The 25,777-nt window shown below is 65.7% G+C and carries 20 protein-coding genes and 3 pseudogenes; 10 read left to right on the top strand and 13 right to left on the bottom strand.

The genetic code is table 11. The features are described from left to right. Nucleotides 1-23: 23 nt before the first annotated feature. From MBENS4_RS21605 to glmU, 3 genes and pseudogenes are all read right to left on the bottom strand, one after another. Nucleotides 24-854 carry a TIGR00266 family protein gene (locus tag MBENS4_RS21605; protein ID WP_039394665.1) on the bottom strand — a complete coding sequence of 277 codons (831 nt, stop codon included), beginning with the start codon at nucleotides 852-854 and terminating at the stop codon, nucleotides 24-26. 294 nt (nucleotides 855-1,148) lie between these two features. Further along, nucleotides 1,149-1,730 carry a hypothetical protein gene (locus MBENS4_RS26225; RefSeq protein WP_039394660.1) on the bottom strand — a complete coding sequence of 194 codons (582 nt, stop codon included), beginning with the start codon at nucleotides 1,728-1,730 and terminating at the stop codon, nucleotides 1,149-1,151. 131 nt (nucleotides 1,731-1,861) lie between these two features. After that, a pseudogene (gene glmU, locus MBENS4_RS21595) lies at nucleotides 1,862-3,246 on the bottom strand (bifunctional UDP-N-acetylglucosamine diphosphorylase/glucosamine-1-phosphate N-acetyltransferase GlmU). Between the two features lie 62 nt (nucleotides 3,247-3,308). On the opposite strand from glmU, the gene MBENS4_RS21590 reads away from it, so the two are divergent. Further along, entirely contained in the window at nucleotides 3,309-3,986 is a 678-nt protein-coding gene (locus tag MBENS4_RS21590) for an HAD-IA family hydrolase (RefSeq protein WP_039394658.1), read from the top strand. Between the two features lie 15 nt (nucleotides 3,987-4,001). Here MBENS4_RS21590 and MBENS4_RS21585 read toward each other — a convergent pair whose 3' ends face one another. Both MBENS4_RS21585 and purC read right to left on the bottom strand, forming a co-directional pair. Then, nucleotides 4,002-6,869 carry a M16 family metallopeptidase gene (locus MBENS4_RS21585; RefSeq protein ID WP_039394655.1) on the bottom strand — a complete coding sequence of 956 codons (2,868 nt, stop codon included), beginning with the start codon at nucleotides 6,867-6,869 and terminating at the stop codon, nucleotides 4,002-4,004. Between the two features lie 117 nt (nucleotides 6,870-6,986). Beyond that, nucleotides 6,987-7,769: a phosphoribosylaminoimidazolesuccinocarboxamide synthase gene (purC, locus tag MBENS4_RS21580; RefSeq protein WP_039394652.1), complete on the bottom strand. Its 783-nt coding sequence runs from the start codon at nucleotides 7,767-7,769 to the stop codon at nucleotides 6,987-6,989. 220 nt (nucleotides 7,770-7,989) lie between these two features. Between purC and MBENS4_RS21575 the strand changes: the two genes are divergently transcribed. After that, nucleotides 7,990-8,577: a GNAT family N-acetyltransferase gene (locus MBENS4_RS21575; protein WP_039394649.1), complete on the top strand. Its 588-nt coding sequence runs from the start codon at nucleotides 7,990-7,992 to the stop codon at nucleotides 8,575-8,577. Between the two features lie 4 nt (nucleotides 8,578-8,581). On the opposite strand, the gene MBENS4_RS21570 is transcribed toward MBENS4_RS21575, so the two are convergent. The 6 genes from MBENS4_RS21570 to MBENS4_RS21555 form a co-directional block, all read right to left on the bottom strand. Further along, a complete protein-coding gene (locus MBENS4_RS21570; RefSeq protein WP_242405042.1) occupies nucleotides 8,582-9,076 on the bottom strand; it encodes a low molecular weight protein-tyrosine-phosphatase in 495 nt (164 codons plus the stop codon). 56 nt (nucleotides 9,077-9,132) lie between these two features. Continuing rightward, nucleotides 9,133-9,297 (bottom strand): hypothetical protein, encoded by a 165-nt coding sequence (locus MBENS4_RS25970; protein ID WP_159108116.1) that lies wholly within the window; start codon nucleotides 9,295-9,297, stop codon nucleotides 9,133-9,135. Between the two features lie 154 nt (nucleotides 9,298-9,451). Beyond that, nucleotides 9,452-9,628 (bottom strand): hypothetical protein, encoded by a 177-nt coding sequence (locus MBENS4_RS26985; RefSeq protein ID WP_242405041.1) that lies wholly within the window; start codon nucleotides 9,626-9,628, stop codon nucleotides 9,452-9,454. Then, nucleotides 9,583-11,364, bottom strand: coding sequence for a sensor histidine kinase (locus MBENS4_RS21565; protein ID WP_242405040.1), 1,782 nt, complete (start codon nucleotides 11,362-11,364; stop codon nucleotides 9,583-9,585). The genes MBENS4_RS26985 and MBENS4_RS21565 overlap by 46 nt, the downstream gene beginning before the upstream one ends. Further along, nucleotides 11,354-12,220, bottom strand: coding sequence for a CheR family methyltransferase (locus MBENS4_RS21560; RefSeq protein WP_039395829.1), 867 nt, complete (start codon nucleotides 12,218-12,220; stop codon nucleotides 11,354-11,356). Before MBENS4_RS21560 ends, MBENS4_RS21565 begins: the two co-directional genes overlap by 11 nt. Before the next feature lie 8 nt (nucleotides 12,221-12,228). Beyond that, nucleotides 12,229-15,357, bottom strand: a complete 3,129-nt coding sequence (locus MBENS4_RS21555; RefSeq protein ID WP_039394647.1) for a response regulator — start codon at nucleotides 15,355-15,357, stop codon at nucleotides 12,229-12,231. Nucleotides 15,358-15,640: 283 nt separating this feature from the next. On the opposite strand from MBENS4_RS21555, the gene MBENS4_RS21550 reads away from it, so the two are divergent. Next, nucleotides 15,641-16,198 carry a hypothetical protein gene (locus MBENS4_RS21550; protein ID WP_039394645.1) on the top strand — a complete coding sequence of 186 codons (558 nt, stop codon included), beginning with the start codon at nucleotides 15,641-15,643 and terminating at the stop codon, nucleotides 16,196-16,198. Between the two features lie 15 nt (nucleotides 16,199-16,213). Here MBENS4_RS21550 and MBENS4_RS21545 read toward each other — a convergent pair whose 3' ends face one another. Beyond that, a complete protein-coding gene (locus MBENS4_RS21545; RefSeq protein WP_039394639.1) occupies nucleotides 16,214-16,813 on the bottom strand; it encodes a cysteine hydrolase family protein in 600 nt (199 codons plus the stop codon). A gap of 84 nt (nucleotides 16,814-16,897) precedes the next feature. Between MBENS4_RS21545 and MBENS4_RS21540 the strand changes: the two genes are divergently transcribed. The 7 genes and pseudogenes from MBENS4_RS21540 to MBENS4_RS26980 all read left to right on the top strand — a co-directional run. After that, a complete protein-coding gene (locus tag MBENS4_RS21540) occupies nucleotides 16,898-17,620 on the top strand; it encodes an NUDIX hydrolase (RefSeq protein WP_039394636.1) in 723 nt (240 codons plus the stop codon). Nucleotides 17,621-17,721: 101 nt separating this feature from the next. After that, a complete protein-coding gene (gene pncB / locus MBENS4_RS21535; RefSeq protein ID WP_039394634.1) occupies nucleotides 17,722-19,026 on the top strand; it encodes a nicotinate phosphoribosyltransferase in 1,305 nt (434 codons plus the stop codon). A 77-nt stretch (nucleotides 19,027-19,103) separates the two neighbouring features. Beyond that, complete coding sequence (locus tag MBENS4_RS21530) at nucleotides 19,104-19,664, top strand: RNA polymerase sigma factor (RefSeq protein ID WP_144401030.1); 561 nt, start codon at nucleotides 19,104-19,106, stop codon at nucleotides 19,662-19,664. Next, complete coding sequence (locus MBENS4_RS24415) at nucleotides 19,661-20,626, top strand: FecR family protein (protein WP_052322600.1); 966 nt, start codon at nucleotides 19,661-19,663, stop codon at nucleotides 20,624-20,626. The genes MBENS4_RS21530 and MBENS4_RS24415 overlap by 4 nt, the downstream gene beginning before the upstream one ends. Before the next feature lie 126 nt (nucleotides 20,627-20,752). Further along, complete coding sequence (locus tag MBENS4_RS21520) at nucleotides 20,753-23,962, top strand: TonB-dependent receptor (RefSeq protein ID WP_084592280.1); 3,210 nt, start codon at nucleotides 20,753-20,755, stop codon at nucleotides 23,960-23,962. A gap of 17 nt (nucleotides 23,963-23,979) precedes the next feature. Further along, nucleotides 23,980-25,245, top strand: a complete 1,266-nt coding sequence (locus MBENS4_RS21515) for a purple acid phosphatase family protein (RefSeq protein WP_052322599.1) — start codon at nucleotides 23,980-23,982, stop codon at nucleotides 25,243-25,245. A 117-nt stretch (nucleotides 25,246-25,362) separates the two neighbouring features. Further along, nucleotides 25,363-25,503: pseudogene (locus tag MBENS4_RS26980) on the top strand (helix-turn-helix domain-containing protein); the annotation flags it as partial. A 74-nt stretch (nucleotides 25,504-25,577) separates the two neighbouring features. On the opposite strand, the pseudogene MBENS4_RS25580 reads toward MBENS4_RS26980, so the two are convergent. After that, a pseudogene (locus MBENS4_RS25580) lies at nucleotides 25,578-25,777 on the bottom strand (integrase core domain-containing protein); the annotation flags it as partial.

Raw genomic sequence — 25,777 nt, 5'->3', positions numbered from 1 at the left:
ATACATTTCAATCCGCTGGTGCATCAGTCGCCGTCGATCAGGTCGCCGAGACCGCCCAGCAGGGAACCTTCGCCCCGGTTCTGGCCGCCGCGCGAACCCGCGGCCGCCAGCATGCGCCCGGCGAGGCGCGAGAAGGGCAGCGACTGGATCCAGACTTTGCCGGGCCCGCGCAGGCGGGCGAAGAAGATGCCTTCGCCGCCAAAGAACATCGACTTGACCGAACCGGCGCGCACAAGGTCGAAATCGACGCTCTGGGTGAAGGCGGCAATACAACCGGTATCGATGTGCAGTTCCTCGCCGGGGTGAAGCTCGCGCTCGACCACGGTGCCCCCCATCTGGACAAAGACCCAGCCATCGCCGTCGAGGCGCTGCATGATGAAGCCTTCGCCGCCGAACAGGCCGGTCATGATCTTGCGCTGGAAATGAATGCCGATCTCGACCCCGCGGGCGGCACACAGGAAGGCGTCTTTCTGGCAGATCAGGCGCCCGCCCACTTCGTCGAGCTTGATCGGGAGGATGGCGCCCGGGACCGGGGCGGCAAAGGCCACGCGCGCCTTGCCGCGCCCGTGGTGGGTAAAGACGGTCGTGAAAAGGCTTTCGCCGGTGACGAGGCGTTTGCCTGCGCCCAGCAGCTTGTCCATGAAGCCGCTGCCTTGGCCGCCCGAGCCGTCGCCGAAGACGGTCGACATCTCGATCGGGGCGTCCTTCCAGACCATCGCGCCCGCTTCCGCGACGGCGCTTTCCCCGGGGTCGAGTTCGATCTCGACAAACTGGAGTTCCTGGCCCTTGATCTCGAAGTCGATGTCGTCCGACACGGTGGACGAGCGGGTGTGGCTCCAGGGGCTGTTGGCCATGTGAAACTCCAGATTTAAGTGGTGGCAAACCGGCGACTTGCGTGTGCCCAAGATGTGAGTTTCGACTGCTCTCTTGTCAAACCGCGTTCATCGGATATTCTGGCCACTTAAACGAACGGTTCCTTACTCGAAAAATACAGGCGCACGAAAAGAGCGCCGGGAAGGGACTGTTCCGGGAGAAGGATTGCCGCCTTGCACGCCACGAATCCGTTTTCAGGCCGTTTGCCCGCCAATGCGACCCGCCGTCGTATCGCCGCAGCAGGGTTCGCCCTGGCTCTTGGCGTTGCGGGCCTGTCATCCAGCGCCGGGGCCGAGGAAGCGGGTTTCGTGGAAGGGCTGCACAGGTCCGGACCGACGGCGCTGGTGGTGGCACCGCTTGCCGCGCCCGACCTCAAGACCGACCTGAAGAAGGGCTTTGCCATGCTGCGCAAGGGCGAGGACGAGAAGGCGGTTTCCTATTTCGACCGGGTGATCGCGGCCGCCGACAGTTGGCTGGCGGGTGATTCGCGTCCGCGCCTGTGCATCGATGCGAAAGTCTCGTCCACGCCCGCTGCGGGCCACGCGCCGATCGACGATGCGCTGTGCGATGCGCACTTCGGGCGCGGGTATGCGCTGATCGACATGGGCCGCGGCGATCTGGCCGAAGCGGACCTGCGCGCGGCAACCCGGATGGCTCCGGAAAATGCCCATTTTGCCAACGAATACGCTGAACTCTTCAAGTCGCGCCGCGAATGGCAGACCGCGTTCGTCGAATTCGAGCGCGCCTGGGAAATGGCTGACAAGGCCGTGGGAGGTCCCGATGCGGATCTTGCCGCGCGGGCCTTGCGCGGCATGGGCTATGCCAAGGAAAAGCTGGGAGACCTGAATGAGGCGCACGCCTCATCTCGCGGTCGCTCGAGTTCGAGCCCGACAGCGAGGCGGGGAAGGTCCAGCTTGCCCATGTGGAGCGGATGCGCACGATCGGCTCGTGAGCCTCTAGAGACCCTCGAGCCCGGGAGGAGGGCGGATCAGCCCCCCTTCTGGGCTTTCTTCTTCTGCTTCATGGTGTCGTGGAAGCGGTCGGCCCAGCCGGGCTTGACCAGCTGTTCGCCGCGCACGAGGCGCAGTTCCCCATCCCCCACATCGCGCGTCACCGCGCTTCCGGCGGCCACGATGGCGTCGGCGCCGATCCTGACCGGCGCCACCAGGGCCGAGTTCGAGCCGATGAAGGCACGTTCGCCAATCACCGTCTTATGCTTGAAATAGCCATCGTAATTGCAGGTGATCGTGCCTGCGCCGATGTTGGCGCCGGCCCCGATCTCGCATCGCCAAGGTAGGAGAGGTGGTTGGCCTTGGCGCCTTCGCCCAGCACCGCCTTCTTCATCTCGACGAAGTTGCCGACCTTGGAATTGGCCTTGAGCAAGGCGCCGGGGCGCAGGCGTGCATAAGGGCCGATGGCGACCCCGCTTTCCAGGGTCGCGCCTTCCAGGTGCGAGAAGGCGTGGATGGTGACATCGTCCGCCACGGTGACGCCGGGTCCGAAAACGACGTTGGGCTCGATCGTCACGTCCTGCCCAATCACCGTGTCCCAGGCAAAGAACACGGTCTCGGGCGCGACCAGCGTGGCGCCGTCGGCCATGGCGCGTTCGCGGCGGCGGGCCTGCCAGCGCGCTTCGGCGGCGGCGAGTTCGGCGCGGCTGTTGATGCCACCGACCTCGTCGGGATCGTCGGTGACGATGACCGCGCAGGGGCGCTCTTCCAGCGAAGCCACGTTGACGATGTCGGTCAGGTAATATTCGCCCGCCGCGTTGTCGTTCTCGACCTTGGCGAGGAGGGCGAAGAGATCCTGCGATTTTACTGCCATGAGGCCGGAGTTGCACAAGGTGCAGGCCCGCTGCTCCTCGGTCGCGTCCTTGTATTCGACCATCATTGCGATGCGCCCGTCATCGTGTGCGAGGATGCGGCCATAGCGCAGCGGGTCCTCCGGCTCGAAGCCCAGGACGACGACCGCGGGCGTGTCCTCGCCGTGCAGGCGTGCGATCATGGCGCGCATGGTCTCGGGGCGCACGAAGGGAACATCGCCGTAAAGGATCAGCACGTCGCCTTCGAACCCGGCAAGGGCTTCCTCAGCCTGCTGGACGGCGTGGCCGGTGCCAAGCTGGGGTTCCTGCACCGCAATGGCCGCGCGCGAACCGAGCTGGGCTTCGAGCTGATCGCGCCCGTGTCCGGCGACGACAACGCTGCGCTCGGGCGCGAGCAGCGCCGCGCTGGCCAGCAGGTGTTCCAGCATGGGTTGCCCGGCAACCGGGTGCAGCACCTTGTGGCGCGCACTCTTCATGCGGGTGCCCTTGCCTGCGGCAAGGACGATAATGGCGAGCGCAGATGCGGCGGGCGGTGGTGCGGTGTCGGTCATGGTTCGAACCATCTGCCAGCAATTCATTGCAGTTTCCACCTGAACTCGCCACGTAGGGGGCGATGACGGATTTTCCCTACGACATTGTCGGCTTCGACCTCGACGGCACCCTTCTCGATACCCATGGAGACCTTGGTCATGCGGTGAACCACGCACTGGCGCTGGCAGGGCGCGAGCCCGTGGACAAGGAGACGGTGCGTACGCTTGTCGGAGGGGGCGCGCGCAAGATGCTTGCCCGGGCCTTCGAGGTGACGGGAGGCCCCGTTGCGGAGGACCGTTTCGAGGAGCTTCACGCGCAGCTCATGGCCTACTACACGGCGAACATTGCGCGCGACACGCACCTGTTTCCGGGCGGCGAGGCCATGCTCGACGGGCTGGCCGCGCGCGGGGTCAAGATCGCGGTGGTGACCAACAAGCTGGAACATCTGGCCGTGCGCCTGTTCGAGGAACTGGGCCTTGCCAAGCGCTTCGTGACGGTCATCGGCGGCGATACGCTGGGACCGGGCCGTGCCAAGCCCAAGCCCGATCTCCTCCACCTGATGCTGGAGCGGGCCGGTGGGGGCCGGGCGGCCTATGTCGGGGATACGAGCTACGACACTGGCGGGGCGGCGGCGGCAGGTCTGCCGTGCGTGGTCGTCAGCTTCGGTTTCAACGATGCGGAGCCCGAGACGCTGGGCGGCAGCGCGGTGATCGACCATTTCGACGAGCTGATCCCGACGCTGGAGCGCCTGGGCGCCTGATACGGCGACAAAGGCTCAGCCGACCGGCGCGTCGTCCTTGGGAAGTACCGTAATGTCGACCGCGTCCGCGGGGGCCAGATAGCGCTGCGCCATTTCCTGGACATCGGCGCCGGTGAGCGCGGCGAGGCGGTCTCGGGCCTTGAGGTAGCGCTCGATCCGTTCGGCCTCGCTCTGGGCATGGTCGACCAGCGCCATCCATCCCGTGTTGGTCTTGAGCGCGTTGTCGAGCCCTTCGAGCATCGGCTGGCGCGCGCGCTGGATGATATCCGCGCGCACGGGTTCGGCACGCAGCTTCTCAAGAACCTTGCGGATGGCCGCGCGCGTCGCCGCGACATCCTTCACATCGACCGAGGCGCTGATCGCGAAGGTGCCATAGCCCTTCCAGTAGCGCGAAAGCGTGCTCGAGGCGCCGGGGGAATAGGTCTTGCCCAGTTCCTCGCGCAGGGTGTCGGTCAGCTCGACGCGCACGACCTTTTCCAGCAGTTCAAGGCGCTGGACGTCAACCGGGTCACTATCATCGCGTGTCGGCCAGGTCAGGCTCAGCAGCGCCTGGTCGGCAGGGCCGTCGTGGTGGATGACGCGTGGGGTTCGGTCCGCCGTGAAGGGGCGCAGGGGTTTGCCGGCATACGTCCCAAACGCCTCTTCCCGCGCGGGCAGAGCGCCAAACGTGCGCGCGACGAGCGCGATGGCTGTGTCTTCGTTGAAGTCACCGACCAGCGCGATCTCGATGGCTCCGTGCGCGAGCCGGTCTTCAATCGCGGCCTTGAGCCTGGCGTAGGAGAGCTGGCTGTAGCGGGCAGGGGGCTGCAGGCTGAAACGCGGGTCGCCGCCCGAGAGAATACGGCCCAGGTCCGCCTGCAGCGCGGAGGCCGGGGTCGCGCGCAGCTGCGCGAAATAGGTGGCAATCGCCTGACGGTACTGCACTTCGCCTTCGGGACGATACCCGGGATCGGTCACGAGCGCGGCGATCAGTTCGAGCTGGAGTTCGAGATCGGCCGGGGTCGTCTGCGCACGCGAGACGAAGGCATTGCCGGTATTGCTCAGCTCGAAGCTCAAGGTCTTGCCCGCGAGGATCGTGTCGAGGTCATCGCGGCTGTGCGCGCCCAGACCACCCCAGGGCACGTAGGAGACGAGCTCGGTGGCAAGCGGATCGTCCCGCGTGTCGAGGCGGGTGCCGCCATCGATGGAAACCTGGACCCGCACCTTGTCCTTTTCAAGGTCAGAGTGGTGCAGGTTGAGCATCACGCCGTTGGCAAAGCGCAGTTCGCGGATGCCCAGCTGCGCCTCGCGCCGGTCCTCCACCACGCGGCCCGGCGTCCCGAAATCGGTATAGGTAAAGCGCTCGGTCTTTGCGTCGCGGGCGTCCGCGATGGGGGCGTTGAGGGCCGCTTCGAAGGCATCGCGCAGGGCGCTCTCGCCGCCTTCGGGGGGCTTGCGGCCTTCGAAGCGGATCAGGGGATCGACCAGGGGCGCGGCCTCGTGCCGGATCACGGCCAGCGCGGCTTCGGGCGTGATGCGCGGTTCGAAGGCGGTAAAGCGTTCAAGTGCGGATTGCGGGGTGGAGGGGACCGTTTCTTCGGTCACCAGGTTGAGCGCGGCAGAGGCAAGGGCCTTGTTGCTGCGTGTCCCGGCGCTGCGCGCGCCCTGGGTCAGCGCGGCGCGGATGTCGGCCACCTGTTCGGCCACTTCGGCCGCGCTGAAGCCCTGTTCGAGCGCGCGCCGGTACTCGGCGACGGCGGCGGCGAGGCCCGTGCGCCAGCCTCCATCGACGGTGTCGACGATCAGACGCGTGGTTCGGGCCGCCTTGAAGGCATCGCCTGTGCCGAAGCCTGCGCCGCGAAAGGGCGGCTCGGCCTGACGGGCAAGACGCTGAAGGCGGCGGTTGACGATGTTGTAGCCGACAAGGCGTAGAAGATTGGCCTGGCGCTGGGCGATGGAATCGGGCTCCTCGTGCCAGGGCCGATTGCGGGCCACGGTCACGCGCTCGGACAGCGAGGGATCGAGGTGGATGTCGGTGCGGCCACTGTCTTCGGGCGCGACCGGTCCCGCGTCGGGCTGCGGGACGGGCGCGGGACCTGACCAGTTGTTGAAATGCCGGATGACCGCGGCTTCAAGCGCCTCGATGTCGAAGTCGCCGACGATGACCAGGGTCGTGTTGGCAGGCACATAGGTGCGTTCATAAAGGCCTCGCAGGCGCTGTGCGGTGGCCGCCTCGATGGTCTCGCGCGTGCCGATGGCAAAGCGCTGCGTGAAGCGCGCCTCGGGGTAGAGGAAATCGAGACTGTCCAGCGTGTTGCGGAACTCGTATGTGTTGCGGTCGCGCATTTCCGACAGGATCACGCCGCGCTCGCGTTCGACGGCGGCGGGCGCGATGGTGAGCTCGCTCGCGGTCTCGCGCATGAGCATGAGCGCGGTGTCGAGCAGCGTCATGTCATTGCGGGGAAGGTCAAGCTTGTAGGTCGTGCGCTCGAAACTGGTCGAGGCATTGGTATCGGCGCCGAAGGCGAGGCCGCTCCGTTCGAGCAGGGGGACCATCTGCCCTTCGGGAACCCGGCGCGAGCCGTTGAAGGCCATGTGTTCGAGGAAATGCGCCAGCCCGCGTTCTTCGGGCGCTTCGTCCAGCGATCCCGCTTCGATGTCGAGCCGCACGACGCCGGTTCCGGCTGGGGTTGCGTTGTGACGCAGGATGTAGCGCATGCCATTGGCAAGGCGGCCGAAGCGGAAGTCCGGATCGACCGGGATGTCGCTTGTCGCGAAGGCCCAGTCGGGGCCGGTGTCGTCCGCGGTCGCCTCTTGGCCTGCATTGCCGGGTTCCGGAGCCTGCGCGAAGACAGGCAGGGGGAGGGCGAAAAGGAGGCAGACCAGCAGCTTGGGATAACGCATTGCCCTCTAGTGCCCGAGAGGACCGGGCTTGCCAAGGCGGGCCCATGCAAAAGGCCCCCGGTCATGCGTGGATGACCGGGGGCCTCTAAATTCGTATCAGCCGGGCGGCTGTGAAGCTTACTTGCCGCGCAGCTTGCGGTGCTGCGAGAGGTCGAGGACTTCGCTCGGGCCGCTGTCGTCCTGGAGCAGGCCGAGGCGACGCGCGACTTCCTGGTAGGCCTCTTCCTCACCGCCGAGGTCGCGGCGGAAGCGGTCCTTGTCGAGCTTTTCGCCCGAGACCATGTCCCACAGGCGGCAGCCGTCGGGGCTGATCTCGTCGGCGAGGATCACGCGGCTGAAGTCGCCGTCCCAGATGCGGCCGAACTCGAGCTTGAAGTCGACAAGGCGGATGTTGATGGCCGCGAACATGCCGGCCATGAAGTCGTTGACGCGGATCGCCATCGCGGCGATGTCCTGCATCTCCTCGTTGTTGGCCCAGCCAAAGCACGCGATGTGCTCTTCGGCGACGAGGGGGTCGCCCAGCGCATCGTCCTTGTAGCAGTACTCGATCAGCGTGTGCGGCAGCATCTCGCCCTCGGGAATGCCCAGGCGCTTGGAGATGGAGCCGGCCGCGACGTTGCGCACGACGACTTCGATGGGGATGATCTCGACCTGGCGGACCAGCTGTTCGCGCATGTTGAGGCGGCGAATGAAGTGGTTGGGCACACCGATGTGGTTGAGGCGCGAGAAGACGTACTCGCTGATGCGGTTGTTGATGACGCCCTTGCCCTGGATCGTGCCCTTCTTCTGGGCGTTGAAGGCGGTCGCATCGTCCTTGAAGTACTGGATCAGGGTACCGGGCTCGGGGCCCTCGTAGAGGATCTTGGCCTTGCCTTCGTAGATCTGGCGGCGACGGGTCATTCGGGTGATCCTTGCAACGTGAAATTGAGCAACTGAAAAAGAGCAAACCCCGGCTGCGGCGTCGCTTTGGCGACCTGTGGGCCCGGGGTCGTTCAGCGCCGCATATAAAGCAACCGGGGCCAAAATCAAACGGCGCGATTGGGACGGGGACTTGCGCGGGGGGAGCGGGATGCGCCAGGCTCGCGGCAAGGGTTTGGGCGCGAGGAAGAAAGAGGCCGGAATGGACGTGGCGATACGGGCACTGGAAGGCCCCGAGGTGCGGGCCATGGCCGGGCAGCTGGCGCAGCTGCGCATGGAGGTCTTCGCGGCCTGGCCCTATCTCTATGATGGCGATGCCGCCTACGAGGAAGCCTATCTGCGCGAGTTCATCGAGGCAAAGGGCAGTGTCCTCATCGCGGCCCTTGCCGGGGATCGGCTGGTCGGCGCGGCGACGGCCTCGCCGATGCACGCGCAGAAGGCGGAATTTCGCGCGCCCTTCGAGGCGCGGGGGATCGGGACGCAGGAGCTGTTCTATTTCGGCGAGTCGGTTCTCCTCGCGGACTACCGCGGGCAGGGCATCGGCCATGCCTTCTTCGACGCCCGCGAGGCAGCTGCCCGCGAACACGGGGCGCACGCGGCGACCTTTGCAGCGGTGGTGCGGCCCGAGGATCACCCGGATCGTCCTGCCGACTACCGCCCGCTCGACCCTTTCTGGCGCGCGCGTGGCTATGCGCCGGTGGAGGGGCTGGTCACCGAGCTTGCCTGGAAGGACCACCGCGAGGCGCAGGAAAGCGCCAAGCCCATGCAGTACTGGCTGCGCCGTTTCTGAAGGCTCAGTCCTGTCCGGCAAGCTCGCGCACGAGGGTGTCGGCGGCGCGGCGGACCTGATCCCAGGTAATGGCAAAGCCTTCCTCGCCCCCGAAGTAGGGATCTTCGACGTCCTCGCCTTCACGCCCGGGCACATGGTCGAGCAGGAGCGAGAGCTGCCCGTGCGCATCGGCGGGTGCCAGGGCCTCCAGGTCGGCGAGGTTCTGCGCGTCCATGGCGATGATCCGGTCGAAGCGCGCGAAGTCGGCCGGGGAAACCTGCCGGGCGCGGTAGTGCCCGATGTCGATGCCGTGGCGCCGGGCCTCGGCGCGCGAGCGCGGATCGGGCGCCTTGCCGATGTGCCAGGAGCCGGTTCCGGCCGAATCGATTTCAAGCGCGAGGCCCGCCTTCGTCGCGGCTTCGCGTAAGGCGGCTTCGGCCAGCGGCGAACGGCAGATATTGCCAAGGCACACGAAGAGCACCGATGCGGCAGGTGCGGGCCGGGACGAGGAGGTCATCATGCCGATCTAGGCCAGCTCGTGGTCTGCGTCACCCCCGGCCCGCGCCCTGCACGGCGTTAAAGCGCGCGTAGGAAACGCAGCAGGCGCTCGCCCAGTTCGGTGATGAGGCCGGGCTCGTCCATCGGCTGGATGGGCCCGTGAATCTGGCGCCTGAGCATGGGGTCGAGCGGCGTGCGGAGCGTGGCGGTGCGGGACGAGGTTTCAAGGGCGGAGCGGGGCATGGGCGTATCCTGACTAGTGGCGGCAGGCCGGGTCTGTCGGTCCCGGCGTGGCCACTGTGAAGGAGGACGGGTAACCCTTTTCCTTGCGCTTCTCCGTCAGGTTTGCCGGAGGGGCGTGGTAACCCGTGTTAACCCTTTTTCGGCCGTGCTCCCGCTACCCCGCCGTGTTGCGTATCTCGTGCGCGAGTTCGGCGATGACGGCATGGACCTCGCGCCCGAGGAAGGGCTTGGCGAGCATCGGGCGATGGCCGTGATTGGCGGGCAGGTGCTGCCGGTCGTAGCCGCTCACGAAGGCAAAGGGCGTGTCCTGCGCCGCGAGGGCATCGGCCACCGGGTCAATTCGCTCTCCGTTGAGATTGCCGTCGAGAAGCGCAAGATCGGGATGGGCCTGTTCGATGATGCCGATGGCCTGCTCGCACGAGGAGGCAGGGCCGATCGCGATGCCGCCGTTGTCCTCAATCTCCATGGCCAGTTCCATGGCCACGAGCGGTTCGTCCTCGACGATGAGGATGCGCAGATTGTCGAGCGAGGGCAGGGGAACTGCCTGGGCGGGCTCGCTTTGCGGTTCGGAAACGGGCAGCGGCTCTGGCGGTGTGGGGGCGAGCTCTGGCACGGGCGCGCACGCCTTGGTGTCGGATGCAGGCAGATCGGCAAGAGCCGCGGTTTCGGGTTCGTCGCACGGAGCGCACTCCGAGCCGGTGACGAGCGGAACCATGAGATCCCAGCGCACGCCTTCGGGAGCGTAGTCGGCATGGATCCGCGCGCGTCCGACGCGAGACTGCCTTCGATCAGGCTGGAGCCGAAGCCGCGCCGTTCGGGCTTGACCACGGGCGGCCCCCCCGCTTCCTGCCAGCGTAGCGAAATCCATTCGCCCTCGCGGGTCCAGCTGAGGCTGACGGTGCCGCTCTCGTTGGAAAGGGCGCCGTACTTGTGGGCGTTGGTCGCCAGTTCGTGCAGGATCAGCGAGAAGCGCAGCGCCAGTTCGGGTGGCAGGTCGATGTCGGGCCCGGAAAGGCGCAGGCGATCCTCGCCGATGGCGCCGATGGCGACCTGGTCCGCGACGAGATGGCGCAGGCTGGCGCTGTCCCAGGTTGTTGCGCTCAGCAGCGAATGCGCGCGCGAGAGCGCCTGGATGCGTCCGGTGAAGGCTTCCTGGAAATCCTGGGGCGAACGGGCGTGGCGAAAGCCCTGTGAGGAGATCGCCTGTACGGTTGCAAGGGTGTTCTTCACCCGGTGGTTCAGCTCGCCGATGAGCAGGCGCTGGGTGCGTTCGGCCCGGCGCCGCTCGGTGACGTCGATCATCGAGAGCATGATGCTGCCGTGCGAGCCGCTGCTGCGCGGCAGGGCGCTGGCGTACCATTCGCCTTCGCGGCGGGCGCCATCGGCGCGCCGGAAACGGTGATCCTGGACGGCGCGGCGTCCTTCGCTGTCGAGAAGCTCGCGGATCGCGTCCTGGACCGATGCACGCTCCTCGTCGAGGAAGAAGGGCGCATCCTGCAGGCGCAGGCCGATCATGTCCTGGGCCGGGTAGCCGATGGTGCGTTCGGCCCCCTTGAACCAGTTGAGGATGCGCAGGTCCGCATCGACTTCCAGCGTGGCGAGCAGCGAATTGTCGCCATAGGCCCGCAGCCGCCCGAGTGCGGCGCCCAGTTCGTCGCGCTGGTTGGCGATCTCGCGGCGCTGGCGGGCCAGCTCGACGAAGACGGCGACCTTGGAATTGAGGATCGTGATATCGAGCGGCTTGAGCAGATAGTCGACCGCACCCGCCTCGAAGCCGCGGAACTTGCGGCGCTCGTCGGTCGCGACGGCGGTCAGGAAGATGATCGGGATGCCGCGTGTACGCTCGGTCCCGCGCATCAGTTCGGCGAGCTCGAAGCCGTCCATTCCGGGCATCTGCACGTCGAGGAGCGCCAGCGCGAAGTCGTCCTTGAGCAGGTACTCCAGAGCATCGAGCCCGGAACTTGCCGTGACCAGTTCGACGCCGGGCTGGTCGAGTGCAGCCTCCAGCGCCACCAGGTTTTCCTGGATATCGTCCACGGCCAGAATCTTGATCGGCTCATTCGGCATAAACGGCCTCCTGACTGGAATGGGCACGGCGCCGCCACACCTTTTCATCGGGTGCGAAGTCGGCAAAATTCTCGCGCTCGGGGGAGAAAAGCACGGTTTCCTTGGATCCCAGGCCGAGGAAGCCGCCAGGCGGGAGCGAGCGGGCGAACAGGCCGAGCGCGCGGTCCTGGAGAGCCCGGTCGAAGTAGATCAGGACATTGCGGCTCGACACGAAATGGACCTCCGAGAAGACCGCGTCACTGGCCAGATTGTGGTCGGCAAAGACCACCCGGCTGCGCAAGGTGGGGTCGAAGCGGGCAACGCCGTAGTTGGCGGTGTAGTAGTCCGAGAGCGAGCCCTTGCCGCCCGCCTCGCGGTAGTTGCGCGAAAAGCCGGGCAGGCGGTCGATCTCGAAGATCCCGGCCTTGGCCCGTTCCAGAGCGGCGGTGTTGATGTCGGTGCAGTAGAACAAGGTGCGGTCTTCCAGCCCCTCTTCGCGAAAGAGGATGGCGAGCGAGTAGAATTCCTCGCCGTTCGCGCAGCCTGCGATCCACACCTTGATCGAGGGCCAGGTGCGCAGGTGGGGCACCACCTTCTCGCGGATCGTGCGGAAGTAGTCCGGGTCGCGGAACATGTCGCTGACCTGGATGGTCAGGAAGCCGATCAGTTCGGGCAGGCATTCAGGCTCGTGCAGGATCTGGTCGAGCAGGCCGGAGAGGTTGGCATGGCCGAAATGGGCCTGCGCGCGCTGGAGGCGGCGCAGCACCGAAGTGCGGGAATAATCGCGGAAATCATACTGGTAGCGGCGCCAGATCGCCTCGATCAGGAGATCGAGTTCGATGTCCTCCAGGGTGTCCTCGCTGCGCATGTTCATCATCGCCCCGATTACCTGCGCGGCATCCACACGCGCACGAGGCTGAGCAGTTTGTCGATGTCGAGCGGTTTGGGCAGGTAATCGTTGGCGCCCGCTTCCAGGCACTCGCGGTGGTCGCGTTCCATCGCCTTGGCGGTGAGAGCAATGATCGGGAGGTTGGTCCATTCGCCCTGCTTGCGGATCTCGCGCATGCAGGTGAGGCCGTCCATTTCGGGCATCATGATGTCCATGAGCACGAGGTCGACCGGCGCACCGTCGCTGTCCGCCGCGCGGGCCAGCTCGGAGAGCGCTTCCAGGCCATTGCGCGCGATGCGTACGTTGACACCATGCGGTTCAAGCACCGAGGTCAGCGCGTAGACGTTGCGGATGTCATCCTCCACGACGAGGATCTGGCGGCCCTCCAGTGCGGCATCGCGGCCCAGCGAGCGGGCAAGTAGCTGCTGCTTTTCATCCGGAAGGTCGGAGACGACCTGGTGGAGGAAGAGCGTGACCTCGTCGAGCAGGCGTTCCGGGCTTTTGGCCCCCTTGATGATGATCGACTTGGAATAGCGGCGCAGGCGCATCTCCTCCTCGGAGGAGAGATCGCGGCCGGTGTAGACAATGACGGGCGGGAACGAGACGCTCTCGTCGTGGGAGAGGCGGTCGAGCAGGTCGAGGCCGGTCATGTCGGGCAGGTTGAGGTCAAGCACCATGCAGTCGAAGGTGTCGCTGGCGAGGCGCTCCAGGCATCCCGCCGCGCTCTGGACAGTGACCGTCTCGACATCGCGGCTGGCAAGCAACTGGTGGATGGCATCGGCCTGGGTCGAATCGTCTTCCACCACCAGCACGCGGCGCAGGCGCTGGGCCATGCGCGCTTCGAGACCTTCGAGCATGGTCACCAGCGTTTCGCGCGCGACCGGCTTGAAGAGGTAGCCGACCGCGCCGCTCGCGAGGGCGTCGTGGTCATCGTGGTCGGCCGAGACGATATGCACCGGGATATGGCGCGTACGGGTATCGCGCTTGATCCGGTCGAGCACCGAGAGGCCGGTGTGGTCGGGCAGATGCATGTCGAGGATGACCGCCTGGGGCAGGTACTGGCGCGCCAGCAGCGCGCCTTCGTCGGCGGTTCCGGCGACCAGGCACTGGAAGCCGGTCTCGTGCGCGATGTCGAGGAGGATGCGGGCAAATGCGGGATCGTCCTCGACGATGAGGATCGTGCGCGAATCGCCGGTGAGGTTCTCCCGGTCGTCGGGGACGAATGGCGTGGTGGACGCGGCAGGAAGGTGGGGGGCGCTCCCGCTTGATCCACTGCGCGCGCTGCGCTCTTCGGACGTGCTCGAAGCGGGCCGGGACGCTGGGCCGGAGTCGCTGGGCTGGAAGGTCCGGGGCACGGTGAGAGTGAAGGCGCTGCCTTCGCCCTGCGTGCTTTCCAGCGTGATCGCGCCGCCGAGCAGCCTGGCGAGTTCGCGCGAGATCGAAAGGCCAAGGCCGGTTCCGCCGTACTTGCGGGCAATCCCGCCATCCGCTTGGCGGAACGCCTCGAAGATCGCCTCGCGCTGGTCCTCGGGGATGCCGGGCCCGGTGTCGCGCACGGTGAAGGCCAGGGCATCACCCGGCGCCTTGGTGACTTCGAGCGCGACTTCGCCCTTCTCGGTGAACTTGATCGCGTTCGAGAGGAAGTTCTTGAGGATCTGCTCGAAGCGCAGGGGATCGGTCTCGAAATTGCGAGGGGCGTTATCGCTCTGGGTGATGCGCAGGGCAAGGCGCTTGTCGGCCGCGGCGCTCGCGAAGCTGTCGCGCAGCTTGGAGAGGAGATCCTCGACGGGCAGTTCGCGCGCTTCGAGGTCGATGCGTCCGGCCTCGATCTTGGAGATGTCGAGGACGTCGTTGATGAGGGTGAGAAGGTCGTTGCCCGAAGTCTCGATCGTCTGCGCGTAGCGGACCTGTTCCTCGTTGAGATTGCCGCCGCGATTGTCGGCAAGGAGGCGCGCCATGATGAGCAGCGAATTGAGCGGCGTGCGCAGCTCGTGGCTCATGTTGGCGAGGAATTCGGACTTGTAGCGGCTGGCCTGCTCCAGTTCCTCGGCCTGGGCGCGCATGCGGCTCTGGGCGCGGGTTAGTTCGTCGCGCTGGGCTTCCAGCGAGGCGGTTTGTTCCTCAAGCTGGGCGTTGGAGCGTTCCAGGTCCGCCTGCTGCGCTTCAAGCTGCTCCTGCGAGGACTGGAGCAGCTTGGTCTGCGCTTCCAGTTCGTCGTTGGTGGCGCGCAGCTCCTCGCTCTGGTTCTGCATTTCCTCGGCCTGCTGCTGGGTTTCGGAAAGCAGGTGTTCGAGCCGGGCGCGGTACTTGGCGGCGCGCAGCGCCACGCCCAGGATGCCGGAAATACGTTCGAGGAAGTCGGGTACTTCATGGGCCAGGGTGCCGGGTTCGTCGAGGAAGGCGACTTCAATAAGGCCGTTGACCCGTCCATCGATGGTCGAGGCACCGATCACGAGGCGATCCGGGCGGGCCTGGCCCAGCGCCGAACCGAACGCGATGTAGCCCTCGGGGATGCGGGTGATGGCGCGCGCCTTCCCGTGGTTGATCGTCTCGCCAAGCAGGCCATCGCCGCGTTCGATGACGGCGGGGACCGCCGCATTCTCGGGTACCGCATAGCTGGCCGTACGGCGGTAGATGCCGTCGTCATTGACGTAGAGCAGGCCCGCAGTGGCCCCGAAGGTGTTGCCCAGGAAGTTGAGAACCCGCGTGCCCAGATCCTCCAGCGAGAGGTTGCCCTGCAGCGCGCGGGCAAGGTCGGTTTCAGCCTGGCGCAAATGCTGTTCGAAGCGGGTGGCGTTGCGCATGGCGATGAAGGCGACGCCCATTCCGCCGATCAGCAGGTTGGTGATGCAGGCGAGCGTGCGGTTGACCAGCGCAAAGTCGTCCGAGCTGCTTTCGGGGGCCAGCACGAAGCCGACGACGATCAGGACACAGGCCAGCACCGCAACCACGGCCGGGACGATCCGGTGCGGCGACAGGAAGGCCAGGGTGGTCGGAATGAGGTAGATGACCCAGAACGCCATGCCGAGCGGAAACGTGCTGTCGACGATCGCGGTGAGGACCAGAAGGGCAGCCAGCAGCGTGTAGAGAAGAGGACGGGAATCGAGGGCGCGCGCAAAAGCCATGGTGTCTTTCTGGTAAGCAGGGGCGAGGGCCGGATCGCCTGCTGGAAACGGAATAGATCGAGCGAGAAAACGCAAGTGGTTGTAAAAGGTTCCGCGCACCTCGGCATTTTTGCGCAGGGCCTTGCCGAGGAGCGGCTTCGAAAGTGCGGCAAGGGGCGGGGGTATTTGCTCCGGTCACCTGCGATGCTGGCGATTGCCCGGATATTGCGCTGGCCTTGCACGCTTTTGCTGGCGTTTGCGCCGGGTCAAAGTTACCGTGCAGACGCTCGTCTAGGAGCGAGCCATGATATCCAGGAGCAACGCGCTGACCGGACAGGTTTCCATCGCCCACGACCTTCGCGGTGTCGGCAGCGACAGTGCCGCTGTGCGCCTGCTGCGCGACATGATGCTGTGCGCGGGCGGCACGATCCTGGGCGCTAAGGCGGATGGACGCCTGGCCTACTATACAATGCAGTCGATCTGCTCGGGCGATGGCTTCAACCTTCTGGCGAGCGTCTCGGTCCATCTGCGGATCCTGCCTGCCACCAGCGCGCTGATGATCCTGGTCGCGATTGCCTGCCAGTGGCCGGGCCGCGCGGCGCAAGGTTCGCGTCCCGCGTTCAGCCCGCGCGAACGGCTCGGGCGCTGGAGTGCCTTTGCGCTTCGCACCGGACTTTTCTTCCTGGCGATGATGCTGGCCATGAGCGTGATGCAGCCGGTGGCCTTGTGGGTGCTGCCGCCTTCGCCGTCCTCGGCGGTGCTGGCCTCGGTCGTGGGCATGTTGCTGCTGGCGCTTGGTGCGGCGGCGCTGCGCCCGCTGGCGCTGCGCGTGCCTTTTCTTGTCCCGCTCTGCTGCCGCTAGCGGGGGCGGGACGTCTCAGGCATTCTCAAGATGGACGGGCTTTCCGGCAAGATCGCTGGCGAGCACCTCGTCGATCTGGCGATCTATGCCCTTGGTCGGCGCTTGCGGTACATGGACGGTAAAACCACGTTCGAGCAGCCCCTGGACAGCCCATAGCACGCAGTAGTCGGCCGCAACGCCGATGACGTTCACATCGCGAACCCCGCGCCTGGCAAGGTCTGCAAAGAACGCATCGCGTGCGATGGGCTGTGTGGGCCTGGCGTCGCTGCGCGCGTTGGTGAGCGTGAGGCCAGCTTCGTTCCACATGTCGAAGACGCCTTTTTCCAGTTTCCAAGCCGGAATCTGCGCGGGTATCCGGTCGGGATCGAGCATGTTGGACCAGCCTGCACTTTCGCGCACGCAGTGAAGGGGAAAAGCCTCGGCCTCGGGCGATCCAGGATAGATCGCCGGGTCGTGGGTGTCGAAGGTGAAGAGAACGCCCTCGGTCGTCGCAGGATCGAGCGCCTCGAGCCAGGCCTGCATCGGCGCGACGAGTTCGTTCGCACCCGCCACGCTGAGTGCACCATCGGGCGCCATGAAATCTCGCTGCGTATCCACGACAATCACGAACGGCATCGGACATGTCTCCTTGGAGTGTTGTGCCTTGACTTATATTTGTCTCGAAAATAAGTAAAGCGCAACTTGCATATAAGGTGCGCTGTGGCGGATGACGACATTTTTGCAGGAGAGGATCCGGACGCCTACGCGCGCCTGTCCGTCTGCGTGGATATCGTGCTCATGGGCGTGCGCAAGGGCGCCCCATGCGCCTTGCTGCTACGGCGCGGTGCAGCGCCCTTTGCAGGGCACGCTGCGCTTCCGGGCGGTTTTGTGGGCGCGCAGGAGGCGCTCGAGGACGCAGCCCGGCGTGTGCTTTGCGACAAGGCGGGGCTTCCGGATGTGCAGTGCGAGCAGCTCTATACTTTTGGCGAGGTCGCGCGCGATCCGCGGCGACGCATCGTGACTGTGGCCTGGCTGGCGCTTCTGGCTCCCGCGGCTCTTGAAGCCGCACTGGAGGCCAATCCTGAACTGCTCTGCGCCACGCTGGCCGTGCCGGAGGGTGGTGGTTCGGGCGACATCGCCGTGCTGGACCCTGCCGGAGCGCGGCTCCCCCTTGCGTTCGATCACGAACAGATCCTGGCCCTTGCGCTGGAGCGTCTGCGCGGCAAACTCGATTATACCGCCGTCGGCTTTGATCTCCTGCCCTCATGCTTCACCCTGCGCCAGCTTCAGGACGTGCACGAGGCGATCCGGGGAACCACGCTCAACAAGCCCGCATTCCGGCGGCGCATGATCGATAAGGGGTGGATTGCGCCGACCGGCACGCGCGAAACCGGAACGTCCCATCGTCCCGCCGAGCTCTATCGTTTTCGGGGGCTGAGCTGAGCGATGGGCGCGCGCTGGCCGCACCTGATGTTGCAATGCCTGCGCGCACGCGGGGCCGGCATTGTGTTTCTTCCCTCCCGCAATCGGCTAAGGAGCCTGGCATGACCGTAACCGACATTGCACGGCGCAGCTACGACCACGGCTTCCGGCTCGACCCTATCGTGCGCAGCCTGCTCGACACCGACTTCTACAAGTTGCTGATGCTGCAGATGATCCATCACATCCACGGCGATGTCGATGCGACGTTTTCGCTGATCAACCGCACGAAATCGGTGCGGCTGGCCGAGATCATCGATGAGGACGAACTGCGCGCCCAGCTCGACTATGCGCGCTCGGTGCGCTTTGCCAAGAAGGAGCTGATCTGGCTCGCGGGCAACAGCTTCTACGGCAAGCAGCAGATGTTCAAGCCGGACTTCCTGGCCTGGCTCGCGGACTTCCAGCTTCCCGAGTATGATCTGCGCAAGGTCGACGGGCAGTATGAACTGCGCTTCGAAGGCCCCTGGACGCACACCACCATGTGGGAGATCCCCGCGCTCGCCATCGTCAACGAACTGCGTTCGCGCGCCGCGCTTGCCGGGCGGGGCAAGTTCGCGCTCGATGTCGTCTACGCGCGCGCCAAGGCGCGGCTGTGGGACAAGGTGGAGCGCCTGCGGCAATTGCCTGACCTTGCCATCTCCGACTTCGGCACGCGGCGGCGGCACGGCTTTTTGTGGCAACGCTGGTGCGTCGAGGCCCTGAAGGAGGGGCTGGGGGACCGCTTCATCGGCACTTCCAACGTGCTTCTTGCGATGGATGCCGACCTCGAGGCGATCGGCACCAACGCGCACGAGTTGCCGATGGTGGCCGGTGCGCTGGCGACGAGTGACGCCGCGCTCGCCCACGCCCCCTACCAGGTGCTGGAAGACTGGCAGCAGCACTACAACGGCAATCTCCTGATCGCGCTGCCCGACGCCTTCGGCTCGACCGCGTTCCTGCGCAACGCGCCCGACTGGCTGGCGCGCTGGACAGGCTTTCGCCCGGACAGCGCGCCGCCCATCGAAGGGGGCGAGCAGATCATCCGCTGGTGGGAGGAACGCGGCGTCGATCCGCGCACCAAGCTCATCATCTTTTCCGATGGCATGGACATCGACACCATCGAGGAAACCTACCATCACTTCCATGGCCGGGTGCGGATGAGCTTTGGCTGGGGCACCAACCTCACCAACGACTTTCGCGATTGCGACCCGGAAGGGCAGGCCGGGCTCGAGCCGATCTCGCTAGTCTGCAAGGTGACGCAGGCCAACGGGCGACCGGCGGTCAAGCTGTCCGACAATCCGGCCAAGTCGACCGGCGATCCAGAGGAAGTTGCGCGTTATCTGCGCGTCTTCGGGGGGCAGGACCGCGTCGCCAGCGCGGTCGAGGTGTAGCGCAAGCGTCGCCAAACCGTCATGGAGCGCGGCTAGGGCGCACGGCTACCGTATCTCTTCACGGAAAAAACCGCGACGTGCCCCGACCCGATGCCCTCCTGCTTGCCCGTGACGGCGATAGTCCCGGGACCGACTGGACCATGGTCCAATCCCGGCTCATCGGCTATCTGCGCGCCCGTGGGGCACGCGCGGATCTGGCCGAGGACATTGCGCAGGAAACCGTGCTGCGTCTGATCGCGATCAGTCGGACAAAGGAAATCGGGAGCGTCTTCGCGCTGGGGTTTCGCATTGCCGACAATCTCCTCGTCGATCAGCACCGCGCCGAGAGCCGCTACGCCGATACGGGGGAGGGGGGCGACGACCATGAAGGGCAGTGGCAGACCACGGCGCCCTCGCTGGACAGGGTGCTCGATTCCCGGCGCGCGATCGAAGTCTTCCAGCGCTGTCTCAACCGCATGCCGGCGCTGCGCCGCGAAGTGCTGGTGCGCCGCCGCTTGCGCAACGAGAGCTGCCGGGCCATTGGTGAGGAGCTCGCGCTCAGCGGCAAGGCGGTCGAAAAGCACATAACCCGCGGCCTGATGGACCTGCGTCGCGCGATGGAAAAGGCCGGGATCGATCCGGCGGGATGGCACGAATGATGGCGAGCGAACGCGCCGAGATCGAAAGCGCGGCGGCGCTCTGGCTCGAACGTATGCGCGGCCCCGTTCAGGACAGCGCCGTTGCGGCGCGCTTCGATGCCTGGATCGCCGAAGACCCGCGTCACGTGGAGAGCTACGCCCGAATGGCCTCGCTGTGGCAGTCCGAAGGCTTGGCGCGCGCGGCATGCGCGACGCGCGCAGGCAATGACAATGGTGGGGAGCACGAAGACGCCGAGGGCGGGCCGCGCGCGCGCGCATATCGCCGCTGGTTTGGACTGGTGGCGGGGCTTGCGTCACTCGCGGCTGCCGTGCCGCTCGCGCAGGGACTGTTCGCACCGACCCATACCTACGAAGCGCCCTGGGGGACAACGCGCGAGATCGCGCTTTCGGACGGTTCCCACATTCAGCTGAGCGGCGGTTCGCGCCTTTCGGTTCGGCTGACCCCCTGGTCGCGCGAGGCGGAACTGGAGAAGGGAGAAGCCTTCTTCGACGTGGCGCACGAAGCGCTGCGCGGTTTCGCGGTCGAGGCCGAGGGCGCGCGCGTCGAAGTCCTGGGGACGGCCTTCGACATCGACGTGCTCGCAGGCGGTCGCCGCGAGGTGCGTGTCTATCGCGGGCTGGTGGAAGTCGCCGGCGCGAGCGGTGCGTGGCGCCTGCCCGCAGGTACCGGGCTCATCCTTGATGGCGCCCATGTGCGCAGCCTTGAGGGTATCGGCGGAGATCGTCCTGGCTGGCTGGATGGCTGGTTCGATGCGCAGGACACGCGGCTGGACCGGCTCGTCGAGCGGCTCAACCGGACTTCGCGCATTCCCGTCGTACTTGACGATCCGCAGCTGGGAGAGCTGCGCGTCACGGGGCGCTTCGAAATGGATAGTCCCCAGGAAATCGTCGAGACGCTGGCGGCCATCCACGACCTGTCCTGGTCGCGCGAAGAGGGCCGCTACCGGATTGGCCGCCCGTAGCGCATGGAACTTTTATGTCTTTAAATTGGCATAGTAATTTAACAAAAGTGCCATAAAATTATTTTGTCGGGTTTTTAATTTCCAGAACGTCTTCCCCGCGTACTTGGTTACCACACAGGGGATTTCATGTTTCGCTCAGGATCCAGCCGCGCCGGTGTTTCGGCGCTGGCCCTTTCGCTTGCCTGCGTTTCGTTCACCGCCACACTCGCACCGGCCCAAGCGGCAGGCGTACAGAGCTTTGCCTTTGCTATCCCTGCGCAGGATCTGGGGAGTGCGCTGCGCCAGTATTCGCGCGTGACGGGTCTGCAGGTTGCAGCCTCGGCTGATGTCGTGCGCGGGCGACGCAGTTCGGCCGTTTCAGGCTCGCTTTCGTCCGAGGCTGCCCTGACCCGCCTGGTGGCTGGTGCGGGCGTCGAGACCCGTCGCCAGGGGCGCACCATCATCGTGCGTCTGGCCGCCCCGAAGGCCGCCGCCAAGGTGGCCGTGGCGGCAGCGCCAGCGCGCACATCGGCTGCGGCCAGCAGCGTGGCCCTGGCTCCTGCCTCGGCTGACGATGAGATCGTGGTCACCGGCTACTTCGAGGCGGTGCAGGAATCGCTCGACAAGAAGCGCAACACGGATGTCGTCTCGGACACGGTGAGCGCCGACGACATGGGCAAGCTGCCCGCCAACAACGTGTCCGAAGCGCTCGCGCGCATGCCCGGCGTCAACGCGGTGCGCAGCGCGACCACGGGTGAGGGCGACCGTATTACCGTGCGCGGCCTCTCCACCGAGCTCAACAACTACTCCATCAACGGCGTGCGCCTGGGCGGCGCGGGCTCGCGCGATGATGTCTTCTACCGCGGCGTGCGTCTCTCGGTCCTGCCGCCTGACGGCATCAAGGAAATCACCGTCTACAAGACGCTGACGCCCGACCGCGATGGCGACGCGCTGGGTGGTTCGGTCGATATCTCCACCCCGACCGCCTTCGACCAGGACCCGACCTACTTCCGCTTCTCCGCCGAGGGGGGGATGCTGGACAAGTTCGACCACAGGAAGTCCGCGCAGGTCTCCACCGCCGCCTCGCGCCAGTTCTCCGATAACTTCGGCGTCTTCGTCTCGGGCAGCTGGAGCCGCCGCAAGTCGCAGTTCGAGCAGAACGGCGTCGATGGCGATAACCAGCCCGACACGTGGTACGCGGACAGCGAAACGCTGGGCTGGGACCCCAATCGCTTTGTCCTTCGCGGCATGAACCTGGGCTTTGGCGAGACCGAAGTGGAGCGCTGGGGCGTCAATTCGAGCGTCGACTTCCGCTCGGACAACCACGACTTCCATCTTCGCGGGCAGTACAACAAGTACCGCAAGAAGGAATTCCTCAACCGCCTGAACTTCCGCAACGACACCTCGCGCAATTCCACCCGGCTTTCTCAGGTCGACCGTTCGCGCGCCGATCTTGCCCAGCCCGAGGACGCCATCACCGGCTTCGACGAGGAACTGGGTCGCATCTACGGCTATACGCCCGGCGAAATCATCGACCGCGATGGCGACGGCATCATCACCGATGCGGACCGTTCGGCGCGCTCGACCTACAGCCTGGTCGGCAACTCGGGTGCCTGGGACCCTGCGGGTTTCCGCCTGCGCCGCTTCTGGGAAGGTTCGGCCGAGACGGGCAACCTGGCTTCGGCCAACTTTGGCGGTGTCTCGCGCTTCGGGGCGCTGACGCTCGATTATGACGTCTCCTATTCGCAGTCCGAGGACAACCTCGACGATGGCTACGAGCTGGAGTTCCGCAGCGACAAGTACGGCTGGCTGGGCAACCGCGGCGTGCTCTTCTCGGCGGCCGAGGACTCGCGCTTTCCCAAGTGGCTGCTGAACCCGGCGGGGCTTGCCGGAGTGCAGGATCCCAATGAGTACGACTTCAACGGTCTTGAGGGCGAAGTGGGCGGTTCGAGCGAGAAGCTCTGGCAGGCGCAGTTCAACGCACGCTGGGACGTGGATGGGCCGTTCCTGAAGTCGATCAAGACGGGTGGCAAATTCTACAACTCGCGCCGCCGCACCTATGAAGGCTCGTTCCTCGATCTCAATTCGGACGGCACGCTGGCCGATTTTGCCGGGCTCTACGGCAAGGAAATCACCAGCCTGTTCAGCGGCGCCTATTCCGGCGACTATCGCCTGGGCACCGTTCTCGACAACGAGGCGATGCTGTCTGAGCTGCAGCGTGCACAAGCGGGCGAGAGCAGCTACTTCGATGGCTTCGCGGTCGATCCCTCGCAGGCCGAGATCTCGGACGAGGACAGCTTCGAGTTCGAGGAGCGCGTCCTGTCCGCCTACCTCATGGGCACCGCGCAGATCGGCAAGGCGAAGATCATCGCGGGCGTGCGCATGGAAAACACGCGCAACACCATCGATGCCTGGAACATGGACCCGGTTCTGGGCGAGCGCTACACGCGCGACCGCACCAGCTTCACCAACTGGCTGCCCTCGATCCACGTCAACTACGACTTTGACGACAAGACCAAGCTGCGCGGCGCAATCTGGACCAGCTTTGCCCGTCCCGACATCGCCCGCATGAGCTCGGCGCGCGAATACGCCTACGACCGCGATCCCGATGGCGATGGCGTCCTCAACCCGACCTCGGACTGGATCCTGACCGGGATCGAGATGGGCAACCCGGACCTCAAGCCGCTGCGCTCGACCAACTTCGACATGTCGCTCGAACACTATGCGGGCCGCACCGGGGCCTACTCGGTCGCCCTGTTCTACAAGCAGATCGACAACTTCCTGTTCCGCTCGTCCTCCTCGAACATCCGCAACGGCACCGCCGGGGTGAACGTCAATCCCGAAGGCGTGGCGGTGACGATGCCCAACAACGGCAAGTGGGCGGACGTCTACGGCATGGAGATCAGCGCGCAGCAACTCCTGCACTGGCTGCCGGGCGTGCTCGGTTCGCTGGGCGTGAGTGGCAACCTGACGTTGCAGCGCTCGAAGGCCGAAACGGGCCTGTCCTGGCACCCCGATGGCTACACCCTGCCGCTGATGGAGACGCCCGAGACCATCGCCAACCTCCAGCTTTTCTGGGAGCGCGACGGCTGGGAGGTCTATGGCGCATGGAACTACCAGTCTAAGTTCATGGCCGGGATCAACGACTTCGGCAACGACCCCTACGAACAGGCGTACAGCTTCGTCGACCTGACCTTCCGCAAGACCTTCCTCGAGAAGTCCTCGGTCCAGCTTCAGGTGCAGAACCTCTTCGATTCGCACACCTACTGGCAGACCGTCTCCTCGGGCGACGGTGCGAGCCGCGCCTACATCAAGAACGGGCGCTCGATCTCGCTAGGCTTCAACATGATCTTCTGATGCAAAAGAGACCTGCCATGACGATGCTTGCCAAGACCTTCCTGGCCGCTCTCCTTGCCGGTTCCTGTGTCGCCTCCGTGGCGGCGCAGGAACAGGTGGCCGTGCTTGCTCCGGCAACCGCGGCGCCCGAGCGGATCATTCTCAACCTCACCGCCGACACCGCGCACGAGATGGCCGTGACCTGGCGCACGGCGCCGGGGCTTCCCGGCCGCGTCGAATATGCGGTGGCAACGCCCGGACCGGACTTCGTGAAGACCCCGATGTCCCTGACGGCGATCACCGAAGAGGCGACCGTCGCGACCGAGGAGGACCCGGCTTTCCGGGCCGCCTACCATTCCGCCGTGATGACGGACCTGAAAGCCGATACCGTTTATGCCTACCGCGTGGGGGATGGCACGCTCTGGTCGGAGTGGTTCCAGTTCCGAACGGCGGCGGAGGAGGCCAAACCGTTCCGCTTCCTGTACATGGGCGACATGCAGAACCAGGTGCTTTCGCAAGCCTCGCGTACGCTGCGCATGGGCTTCCGCACGGCGGGCGATGTCGCCTTCACGATCCATGCGGGCGATCTCATCAACCACCACAATTCCGACCGGGAGTGGGGCGAGTGGTTTGCGGCCGGGGGCTTCCTCTACGCCCAAACCCCGCAGATGCCGACGCCGGGCAACCACGAATATGGAAAGGACGGGGCGGCCCGTGCAGGGTCTTCGGTCACGGGGCAGTGGCGCCACCAGTTCACGCTCCCCGAGAATGGCCCCAAGGGCGTTCCCGAGGCACGCGAGACACACTGGTACACCGACTATCAGGGGCTGCGGCTGATCTCGATCGATTCCCCGCAGCTTGATCGCAACGAAGCGGCGCGGGCGCAGACCATTGCCTGGCTGGACGACCTGCTGGCGAAGAACCCGAACCACTGGACCGTGATCTTCCTTCACTTCCCGCTGTTCTCCAGCGATCCCGACCGGGACAATCCCAAGGTGCGTTCGGCGCTGAAGCCGCTCATCGACAAATACGGGGTCGACCTGGTTCTGCAGGGCCACGACCATGGCTATGCGCGCGGGGCCATCGCTGCCTCCGGCCCGGTGCCGGACGGGCAGGGGGCTACCTACGTGGTCTCTGTGGCCGGCCCCAAGATGTACGACGTCGCCGAACTCGACTGGGCGCGCAAATCGGCCGCGCGTACGCAGGCCTATCAGGTGATCGATGTGGACGGCGCAGACCTTGTCTACACTGCCTATACCGCCAATGGCGACGTCCTCGACACGATGAAGGTGCACAAGCCCTGATGCACCTGCGGAGACCGGAGAGCGAGCGACCCGGCTCTCCGGTCTGCCATTCCGGACAACGGCGCGTGCGCGATGGCTGGTTGCTCTCGGGCGCGAAACGGCTTAGCGGCGCGGTTCATGAAGCTCAGGCACATCGAGGTCTTTCACGCCGTCTACACGACCGGTTCGGTCAGCAAGGCGGCGCGCCAGCTCAACGTCTCGCAGCCCGCGGCGACCAATCTCCTGCGCCATGCCGAGGATCTCCTGGGGTTCCCCCTGTGTCCGTCGTCGAGACATTTGGCACAGATCGGGGCGTGGATTAGCGGAGAGCGAGCCTCGTCTGGGGGTTGATGTTAGGCGGCGAGCTTGCGGTGAAGCAAGCGGCGATATTCGATGGTTTTTTGCTTGATGGTTTCGCGACGCTTGATGATAGCGGGAGCCCTGCCGAAGTAGGCGTCAGCGGGCGTCACGTTGTTCAGGCTCTCGTGGTAGCGCTGGTGATTGTAGTGCTCCACGAACGCTTCGATCTGGCTTCGAGGTCGCCGGGCAGGGA

It is taken from the genome of Novosphingobium sp. MBES04 (genome assembly GCF_000813185.1).
Taxonomy (GTDB): domain Bacteria; phylum Pseudomonadota; class Alphaproteobacteria; order Sphingomonadales; family Sphingomonadaceae; genus Novosphingobium; species Novosphingobium decolorationis.
This window is presented reverse-complemented; position numbering and strand designations above follow the sequence as displayed.